This is a genomic window from Vibrio sp. 10N.247.311.13 (genome assembly GCF_041467595.1).
Taxonomy (GTDB): Bacteria; Pseudomonadota; Gammaproteobacteria; order Enterobacterales; family Vibrionaceae; genus Vibrio; species Vibrio crassostreae_C.
In genome coordinates this window covers 1-9674 of sequence record NZ_JBFSUX010000093.1, presented here as the reverse complement: position 1 = coordinate 9674, position 9674 = coordinate 1, and the positions used below count along the sequence as shown (strand labels likewise).

Genomic DNA, 9674 nt, shown 5'->3' with positions numbered 1-9674 from the left:
TCCAGCTAAATATCCGTTTAGATTCAAACAGTAATGCTTATCCGAACGGCATTGCTCATAAAGAGCGGCTTTTTTAAGGTGATGCTTGCAGGAAGTTAGAAATTTATAGTAGAAGTAGTACTAAACATTATACTATTTTGTTTTAAATGCATATTTAGTAGTATTTATTTAGTCGTTATTATCCAAGTTATACTAACGTGTTGGTCAATACATATTCACCAACTTAGCGACTTACTAGAATCCAGCTTAACCCCCTTTGACCCATACTTTCCTCTAACACCGTAAGGTCCTAAGTTGATTTTATGCAAATATTCATGCTCATCCCATCACACTCAGAAAATGAGTGCGGCGTTACAGGATGAAATTCCAGTGATGAACAATGTCAATCCATCACTGGAAATAAGTCTTTAATAGCTCCATGATTATATTCGAAGAACGACTAAGTAATTACTTCTAACCAAAACTAGCTCACCATCAAACCATGCTGAGGCAAAAGCTCACGCAGAACATACCAGCGATGATAAGAAGCCGCTTGGTAGTAACCATAGATGGGGTGTGACATCGCATCATGGCTGCAACCTGTACTTAATGCTTCAAAGCCCTCATTCCAGTCTTGATATAGTGGGATAGCTTCTGCAATGTTAAACAATTCACCGTGCATCGCTTCGGTTTGCCATTTCAGAATTCGCTCTTCACCCCTTGCTTGATACTCAATGATCTCACGTACTTTTGGCTCGAGCTGCTGCCACGTCTGCTGCTGCTCTAAATCTGAAAGTTGAGGGGATGCATTTGCCAGTTCAGAAAACATTTGATGAGTCTTCTGGCAATAAAGCATGAAGGTTTCCACGTTGTCGCGCCAACCTGACTGAACACCATCCTCATACGTGAAATGCCACTTTAAGTAAGGTCGGTCAGGGAAAGTAACGACACCACCATGACCTAACGCACCCGACAGATCTTGCGCTAACTGCGATTTAATATTCCGTACAAAAGGGTTAAAACGAGCAAAAAAATTATCTTTTTTACCGACGATGTACTTATGCATATCATCGTTAAGATCTTTGAAATCAAACGACTCACTATTGACTCGATTCTTGCGCGAACTGACCCCTGAGAAGCCATAGTGGGCAAAGGTATCTGCGTAAACGTGCGCCATAATACCTATCAAGGGAAGAAAATAGGGCTTGTTTACTTGTGCTAGATGGTTGGCACACATTTCACGAGCTATTTCGCTATCTTGACGACAGATTAACTTCTCCGTAAACGACTCACCTTTGTTACCTGGCAAGAAGTGAAAAGGAACCCAAACCAAACGTTGCTCATTCGGGTTGATGTTACTAATGTCCGCCACATGATGGGCTGTCGGTTCAACGCGACAAGCCGATGCATCATCAAACTCTATATCGTTCTCTTGTGCATTATCATCAACAAACTGCGCAGAATTGGCGATCACTTTCGCCGCTTCAAGCCTAAGACCAGCCGCACGAGCCAGACAATACGTTCCGTAGTAGTGCATATCGATTTGCATAATCTGATCCTATTTAACTGCGTTTAAAATACGTTGGGTTAATTGCCATGCCTCATCACCTAATTCTCGAATGTTTGACTCTAATTTGGCGGTATTTGCATTAGCAGTAGTTGCCGAATGTATTACGTCAATCAGGCTAGAATAAAGATGATGTTCACAGATACCGGGCGACAGGGTACTATCGGAAAAGTCCGTATTTTTAAGCAAATCAGCTTCCCTATCAGCCAAGCTTGCATTCGCTTTGTTAACCGACTTTTTAATTAAAGTGCGCATACTCATTGCAGTTTCTCCAATTGTTTTTGAGTTTTACTATCGAGTTTACGAACCTCATCTAAGCCGGTAACAGCCTGTTCTGATAACTCGCTAAGTTGTTGATTGATATTGTCACGAAGGCCATCCCACCCAGCACGTTCAAGTAGCTTATTTTGAACATCTTGCACTTCTCGAATGCTATTGAGATGGGCGGTAATCGTTTGGTTCCCTTGAATCAGTAAATTGAAACTAAGGTGTATATCAGCAATTAACTTCTGCTCCGCCTCTTCTAATGGCTGAATGAGCTCTCGTTTCTTTGCTTCAATTTCTTCTGATGCGGCTAATGCCCACTCGGTGATGCTGCTCAGTTGAGAGAGTCGATCAGGCTGAGTGACGGTTTTAAACCCTCCCATCGACTCATCGTAGACAACCGTACCTTGCGCCATTTCGATTAATTGACCGGTTTGAATCCAATCTTCGAGCATGACTGGGACCCACTCTCGGTACAGATAGTCTTCTCTTTGCTTTTTCAGCATCGAGACGTGCTGTCTTACCAAAGTGACATAAGCTTCTTCAACCTGGCTCATGTCTTTTTCCATTTGATAAGACAGTTCGACAACTTCTTTAGGCACCGTCGCTGCGCAAGCGGATAGCAGTGTACACATCGTTAAAGTGATCAGTTTTTTCACACTAGGACTCCTCTATTTGATCTCACCAAGCGAATGACATATTCATTCGCTTGTTTTCAATCTTTACCAGTCAAGCGGCGTTTCGGTCTAAATCATCTTTGATTAAATCTGGTAAATCTTGAACACGAAGTGCATGCAAACGAGGAGCTATCTTTTTCTGCTTATTGAGGAAATCAATCGCACAACTGCCTTTTAGCAACTCACCACCGCCACAGATCACGAGGTAGTCATCAAACTCAGTACGCGCGGCATCAAGCACGGTGTAGCCAAGTTTTTCCATCGCAGTGCCGGTTGATTGTTGGTACTTAGCGACAATTTGGATGGTACGAATAGGCGTGTACAAAATGTAGTGAGCGTAATTGTTCTTCTCACTAAAAATGCTTGGGTATTTGATATTAGATTGGTAGGTGAAATGAGCTCTGGTGTTACTTGCGATAAACCCCATTTCTTGTAACGTATCCGAGATCTCATTTAAAAGGTCTTTTCTACACATAATCATTCTTCCGTTTTGTGTTCACGATATTTGGATAGTGATGCGATTGAACTTTTCAATCGCATCCATTTTGTAATTACTCGATCATCGAGGTAGTGAGCGTGTGTGTGAGCACACGTCTTCCCAGACACCATTTCGGTAACGCTTGTATGCGCAAACTGGGACTACTTTAGGGCGAATACTCATTTGAGATTCCTCCAAAAACTAGTTAAAGAGGGAATTCAGTTATTGAGGTGAACACATTTGGAAGGTATGATTGCGTTACAAATCTGAGCAATCTTGCCTTTCTGTGGGCTTGAAACCTCTTAATGTTGGGCCTTTTATTCCTACGCCAAATAGGGATAAACTTCACCTCACTGCAAAAAAGCACTTTTAGTTATCACTGAAAGTGCTTTTTTTATTTCTTCTTACGAACCATTACGCCATTTATGGCTAGTTGCCCATTTTTTTTCATTTTCCTACTCCTATCATTTTCCTGTTAAGTTCTTGTGTTGCTACGCTAATTAGCATTGTTTCTATTTATACTATGCCACATCAATAGGTCACAGATCAATCAAAAGCCATCTTTTTTAATTTGTTATTATTAATTTTTTAATATTAAATAATTAACAACCGTTAAATTGGTCGCGATAAAAACAGCGATTTGTGCTAAAATAGTTATTAAATAAGTACGAAACCAAATCAAGAGATATAATAAAAATGTACAGTATCAATGAATTAAAAGAAAAAATCGGAAACCAGTCTAGAGCAGAACGGCTCGCGTTTATTGATTTTAAAGTTAGATTCAGTGGTAAAATACTAAGGTCTGAAATTGTCGAAGAGTTTGGCATTTCGGAACCATTAGCTACAAAAGATCTTTCAGAGTACAAACAGCTCACCAATGATAAAAATATCGTTCCAAAAACACACCAAATTCGATTAGACACATATCAACCCTTAGTTGAAATTGAAGCTCGCAAAGCTTTGGAAATGCACTTCGAAGGTTTCTGCCGCCATAAATTACAACAAAAAGAATCGGCTATTTACAAAAGAGCGTGCGATTTAACCACGGAACTTGATGCTGAATCTATCGCTGTAATCACGCGGGCAATTACGGATAATAAACGAGTTCGAGGTGACTATATTTCAGCAAATAGTGATTATCGTGACGAACGTATCCTAGAACCTTCTACTGTGTTTTTTGATGGACTTAATTGGGTGTTTCGGGCCAAAGATATTAAAGATAATCCAGCAGAGTCTATCTTTAAGAGTTTCCACTTTTCACGATTTGAACGTATAAAACCGACAGAGGATACATCCGAATCGACGGTTAATGATGATAACGAATGGAATACACTAATACCCATTCAACTAGGTCTACATCCAGATTTAGACGAAAAGGGTAAACAAGCGATTAGAATCGAGTTTGGTATGGGTGATACTGATACTCTTGTTGTTGTTGAAAAATCAGTTTTTGCTTGGTCATTATTAGAACGCTGGTCTGTCGACTCAGGAACTGTACCAAGTGAAATTCCTCCGGAAGCAAGCAGATTTAAGTTCTTTCTAAAAAATGCAGATATGTTGCAACATGTAAATAGCGTCAAACGCATGATGCATGAATACACAATAAAAACAGAGGGTTACATTAGAAAATAACACTAGCGCATGCAGATAGCCCACCGCAGAACTATTAACTAGTAAACGATTACGCTGGTTAAACATACTGCAAACACTGCGCTCACTTTCTCAAGGAACGGGCGCAGAATTGAGTAACCAGCGCAGTCAAAGTAAACTTAGCACGTGTAATGAATCAACGATTTGCATTTAAAAACCGCATGGCAATATTTTGTCCAAAATCTAGCTACAGCTGAAACCGGTTAACCGTTGTGCGATAGCTGCTCGCTTTAACTGGTTTCAATCCCTGTTTAACTCTTGATTGATTGAGCTTTTCTACTAGCTTTAAGAAATCGTTATGTGCTTGCGTGTAATTCACTCTGATTTGCCTCAATGAATACTCCCTTACTACGCGTCGCAAGAGCTTTTCGACCTCGTCATCAATATAATGGCTTCGATTGCCCTTGAGTGCATGAGCAGGTTTCAAAGCTTTCTTTTGCCAACCCGATCTAACGTACACACTGACCCACTCTGCTAATGTTCGCCAACTTGGTGGATTGGCATCCCCAATACTTTTAGAAAACGCAGCGAGCCACGGATCAAGTCGCTTTTGGGTATACGCCGGAACATCAGAGTCCAATACTCCCCTCACGTACGCATAGCGTCTTTCCATTGCTTGCTCGTATTCCAATTCTCGCTTTGCTTTTTGGGGCTTTTCCTTCTGGGGCTTAATCTTTTTGCCTACGGGATTAACAAAAACGGTTTCAGGTAGAGTGTCTTTAGATATGGTGATCAAAAGCCCTTTTTCTATATGCGATGCTAATTGGTCTTTTGCAAAGGAAAAGTACCCACCATGTTCGATATCTTTGATGGTGATTTCAGTTCGGCTCACATCACTCACCTGATAATGAGAGCACTTGCCACCTCGATAGCGCTTCACAAGAATAAGATTAGGGTCGCTAAAATTCATTATTCATTCCGTTATAAGGCTACAAAACAAAACAAAACAACCAGATGGTCATTTTCTCAAACGCTGTAACGTGGTTTCATAACTGCTTGGAGTAAGCATCGGTAGCCCTTCGTTGCATCGACGCTCATTCAGCCGTTCCATTCGCTCAATAAAATCTCGATGTGCTTTGCCTATATTAACTCTCACTGAAGACCTAGCATGCTCAACGATAACCTGGGATAGCAATTGATCTACTTCAGGGGGCAATCGGTTGGAGTGATTACCTTTATTATGATGACGAGGGAGCAGTGAGGCTTTTTTCCATCCCGATTCATTAAACGCTTTAAGCCATCGAAGGAGTGTTTTATATGATGGCGGGGATTCATCTTCGATTTCTGCAGCTACCTTGCTAATCCACGGTGTTAACCGATTTGCTGACAATGCAGGAAGATCAGAATCCTGTACTTTGCGAACATAGAAATATCTACGGTCGACTTCAGCTTCAATTTCCACTTTCTTGCCAACAGCTACAGGTTTTTTTTTCTTTTTAACGGCATTGATAAATAAAGCGTCAGGAACATTATTTTTGACCGTAGCCAAAAGAAGACCGCTGTTAATGTGACTTTCTAACTGCGCTCGTTTAAAGGAAAAGCATTCGCCATGCTCTATATCCTGTAACGACACCCATTCGGCATCAAATGAATTCACTTGAAAATAGGATTTCTTCCCGCCACGAAAACGCTTAGTCAGTACTAACTCGGGGTCTCGAAAGTTCATGGCGTTTCCTCTTTCCTAAACGAGCAGCTTCCAAAACATACGACGATAGGCTTTCATTTAAGGTATACCCTAATTCAACAAACTCATTGCTTCTCAATAATGTTCATTTAGAGTGGATAAACACTTTAAATGACACTATGTTCAATAAGTCTAGATGCTAAATGAGCAAATTCAATGAGCAAGGTCGGCTACGCACGAGTTTCCACTACAGAGCAATCATTAGATCTCCAGATTCAGAAACTCACGGAAGCAGGTTGTATCAAAATCTTCTCTGATACTTCAACGGGGTCAAACATCAAACGTCAAGGTTTGGTGGATCTAATGGAATACCTAAGAGCCGGAGACACTCTCGTCATTACAAGAATCGATCGCATCGCCAGGTCTGTTCTAGATTTGCAGCAGATGGTCAAAACCTTTAACGATCAGCAAATCCTACTGACCGCTTTAGAACAACCTATCTCAACAGATTCAGCATCCGGCAAAGCGTTTCTCGATATGTTGGCCGTCTTTGCCGAGTTTGAATTAAACATTCGCAGAGAACGTCAACTTGAAGGGATCGCGGCAGCAAAAGCCGCTGGAAAATACAAAGGTAGGAAACCAATCTCGAACGCAATAAAGCAACAAGTTATCAGTATGCATTCTGAGCATCAAAAAATTACACAAATCTCTAGTGTGCTAGGCATTTCGAGAAACAGCGTATACAAGATACTTAACGACAACCGCAATGGTTCTTGAATGGTATGAATACACTTTTACCCTAAGGCGCTGGCAGCAACTCAACAACATTACATTCTAAGGCTTGTGCCAAGCCATACACTTTTTCGAGTGTAATATTCACTTCACCACGTTCAATGCGGCCAACGTAACTTCTGTCTATGTCAGCAATTAGCGCGAGTTTATCTTGAGAGATGCCTTTTTCTTTGCGTACCTCACGTAATTTCGAGCCAAATTTAACCGCTAAGTCTTTCATTTTTAATCCAAGTTAAAATGAAAACTATCCTTACTTGCGGCATATAAATCCACGGACTATAATCCGCATTTAAAATCCCACTCGAAATTTCGGTAAACAAAATGTCCAGTAAGCCAATTCATCTAATTCCGTTTCTCTATCAAATTCTCATTGAGGATCAACTTGATGATTTCTCTGTATTAGAACTTAGGGATCGGTATCTGGCTCTCGCTGGTTCTACGTTAGATAAAGCAGCAGCGAGACGACTGGTGTACCGACATATCCTACGCCTAGAAAATAAACAGCTACTGTGTAAAGTAAGCGTTAAAGGCACCAAGAAAGTGACGTATCAAAAGACTGATCTGTTTTCAAAAGCAACCTGGGAATTAACGAAACACAACAGCACTACCAAAGTCAGCGAAAACAATGATAGTTCTTATGAAAGCAAATCAGATTCGCCTAAAACGGTACTTCAAGAAAGGTTAGAGCAATGTGAAAGTGACTTTTTAGCCTGCTTACAAGAGTTTCAAACGTATCAAGGCCTTAGCTCTGAGTTCCCTCATTTAAAAGAAGGCTTACATGATGTAAGGAGCAAGACCAAGATTCAAAGTTCAAAATTGGTTGGTCAGATAAGAGCAATCAAAATGGCATTAGCACTATCATGATAGCTTTGCGCCAGTGGCAATCAGAGTGCGTCGAACTGGCCCTGCATCACTATCAGAAAGGTCAGTCTCACTTCCTCTGTCTTGCAACGCCAGGGGCTGGAAAGTCAGTCATGGCGGCAGAAGTTGCCTCTCGGCTATTTGAACAAAAAGCTATCGACTTTGTCCTTTGTTTTTCACCATCAACAGCCATATCGCAGGGGTTAGCTTACACCTTTAAGAATCACCTGAACTGCCGTTTTGATGGCGTGATTGGAGCGTTAGGTGCCTCGTATACCTATCAAGGTTTGCAGTACTTTGATGACTACTTTTGGTCTTTGCTACAAACTCACCGAGTCCTGGTTGTCCTTGATGAAATTCATCATTGCGCGGGGCTCAACATGACAGAGGCAAACGCATGGGGTGAAAAAGTTATTCAACACATACAATCCCACGCTCGATACACACTTTCATTAACTGGTACGCCATGGCGTTCTGATAAAGCACCGGTAAGCCTATCAAGCTACAACATCAACACGGCTGAAATTGAATGTAACTACGTCTATGGGTTGAGCCAAGCGGTTAAAGATAAAGTATGTCGCTTACCCAGTATTGTCTTAGTCGACAACGAAATGATCACTGCAAAATCTAACGATTCAGAAACTCGCCACTTCTCATCCATCCGTGAATATCTGGATGAACCTTTTGGCTACTATCAAAGTATCATCACCGACGATACCTGCATAAGATACCTGATAAAATTAGGCTTAAAGAAGCTAGATGCGATTCAGGAAAAGAAACCAAACGCCGCAGGGTTAGTGGTAGCGGCATCTGTTGAGCACGCGATAAGAATACACTCAATGCTTTCCGAAGAGTTTAATAAAAAGGCGGTTCTTGTCACTTACAAGCATGACGCCCCTTCAGGGATCATCGATGACTTCAGAAGCAGCGATTCCGATTGGATAGTGAGTGTGGGAATGATTAGCGAAGGGACAGATATCCCTAGGCTTCAAGTGTGCTGCCACCTTAGCAAGGTTAAAACAGAGCTTTACTTCAGGCAAATCTTGGGGCGTATTCTCAGGATAAACAAAGGGATAAACCAAGAAGCGTGGTTATATACTTTTGCCGAACCCAACCTAGTGACTTATGCCAACCGAGTCGCAGAGGAGATCCCTTTGAACGATGTAGTATTTCAAGAACACATGCCCCATAACAACGCTGCATTTTCAGAAATTCATAACACGCGGATACCAAACTACTCAAGCATAAAAAGTTCAGGCACCCAGATTTCATGGGGCGAAACACAACTAACTAAAACTGAACAAAAAGCAGCCACCTTATCTAACCACAACTCTGAAGAACAGTGCCACTACTTCGACGTAGTGGGTGATTTTAGACAACAAATTGTTGATGTGTTCCGTTTTCAAAACCCATGAATCGCTTAGTAATTAAGATACGACAGAATCCCTTGGTGATCACACCACGTAGCGGCGTCGTTCAACTCATTTATGGACAAAAACGTGTTAGATTCAAAACTCTAATTCACTTAACTGATATTAGAAAAAGTATCTTGAAACCGTAAATCTGCGAGTTTGATACGGCAACGTTGAACAATGAGTATTAGCTATCTAATCAATCACGTTAGTATAGGTGAAGCCTGAAAGTGATAGACTTAGAAAGCGTATGAATAATAATCAACAAAAATCTGGTGAGTGTGTTACCTTGGTTGTTATCCCTACCGCTTAGTGGGGACTTCTTTTCTTTTCCGAACTCGCATCTCGGCACTCCTTAGTTGCCCTCCTA

11 protein-coding genes are annotated in these 9674 nt (G+C 41.2%); 4 read left to right on the top strand and 7 right to left on the bottom strand.

Translation table 11 applies throughout. From position 1 onward, the window contains the following. Positions 1 to 463: 463 nt before the first annotated feature. The 4 genes from AB6E52_RS22110 to AB6E52_RS22095 form a co-directional block, all read right to left on the bottom strand. Positions 464 to 1528, bottom strand: a complete 1065-nt coding sequence (locus tag AB6E52_RS22110) for a DUF6765 family protein (protein WP_102321424.1) — start codon at positions 1526 to 1528, stop codon at positions 464 to 466. Positions 1529 to 1537: 9 nt separating this feature from the next. Continuing rightward, positions 1538 to 1807: a hypothetical protein gene (locus AB6E52_RS22105; protein ID WP_102321423.1), complete on the bottom strand. Its 270-nt coding sequence runs from the start codon at positions 1805 to 1807 to the stop codon at positions 1538 to 1540. Then, complete coding sequence (locus AB6E52_RS22100) at positions 1804 to 2469, bottom strand: hypothetical protein (protein WP_240800817.1); 666 nt, start codon at positions 2467 to 2469, stop codon at positions 1804 to 1806. The genes AB6E52_RS22105 and AB6E52_RS22100 overlap by 4 nt, the downstream gene beginning before the upstream one ends. Positions 2470 to 2539: 70 nt before the next feature. After that, a complete protein-coding gene (locus tag AB6E52_RS22095) occupies positions 2540 to 2962 on the bottom strand; it encodes a PD-(D/E)XK nuclease superfamily protein (RefSeq protein WP_102321422.1) in 423 nt (140 codons plus the stop codon). A gap of 699 nt (positions 2963 to 3661) precedes the next feature. Between AB6E52_RS22095 and AB6E52_RS22090 the strand changes: the two genes are divergently transcribed. Then, entirely contained in the window at positions 3662 to 4597 is a 936-nt protein-coding gene (locus tag AB6E52_RS22090) for a WYL domain-containing protein (RefSeq protein WP_102321421.1), read from the top strand. Positions 4598 to 4802: 205 nt separating this feature from the next. Here AB6E52_RS22090 and AB6E52_RS22085 read toward each other — a convergent pair whose 3' ends face one another. Both AB6E52_RS22085 and AB6E52_RS22080 read right to left on the bottom strand, forming a co-directional pair. Next, positions 4803 to 5525, bottom strand: coding sequence for a hypothetical protein (locus AB6E52_RS22085; protein ID WP_102321420.1), 723 nt, complete (start codon positions 5523 to 5525; stop codon positions 4803 to 4805). A 48-nt stretch (positions 5526 to 5573) separates the two neighbouring features. Next, entirely contained in the window at positions 5574 to 6281 is a 708-nt protein-coding gene (locus AB6E52_RS22080; RefSeq protein WP_102321419.1) for a helix-turn-helix domain-containing protein, read from the bottom strand. A gap of 174 nt (positions 6282 to 6455) precedes the next feature. On the opposite strand from AB6E52_RS22080, the gene AB6E52_RS22075 reads away from it, so the two are divergent. Beyond that, positions 6456 to 7016, top strand: a complete 561-nt coding sequence (locus tag AB6E52_RS22075; RefSeq protein ID WP_102321418.1) for a recombinase family protein — start codon at positions 6456 to 6458, stop codon at positions 7014 to 7016. Positions 7017 to 7038: 22 nt separating this feature from the next. Here the strand turns inward: AB6E52_RS22075 and AB6E52_RS22070 are convergent, their stop codons facing one another. Continuing rightward, on the bottom strand, positions 7039 to 7251 hold the full coding sequence (locus AB6E52_RS22070) for a helix-turn-helix domain-containing protein (protein ID WP_065676525.1): 213 nt from the start codon (positions 7249 to 7251) through the stop codon (positions 7039 to 7041). Positions 7252 to 7352: 101 nt separating this feature from the next. Between AB6E52_RS22070 and AB6E52_RS22065 the strand changes: the two genes are divergently transcribed. Continuing rightward, positions 7353 to 7895, top strand: a complete 543-nt coding sequence (locus AB6E52_RS22065; protein WP_102321417.1) for a hypothetical protein — start codon at positions 7353 to 7355, stop codon at positions 7893 to 7895. Continuing rightward, a complete protein-coding gene (locus AB6E52_RS22060) occupies positions 7892 to 9307 on the top strand; it encodes a DEAD/DEAH box helicase (protein WP_170967985.1) in 1416 nt (471 codons plus the stop codon). The genes AB6E52_RS22065 and AB6E52_RS22060 overlap by 4 nt, the downstream gene beginning before the upstream one ends. The last annotated feature ends 367 nt before the right edge of the window (positions 9308 to 9674 follow it).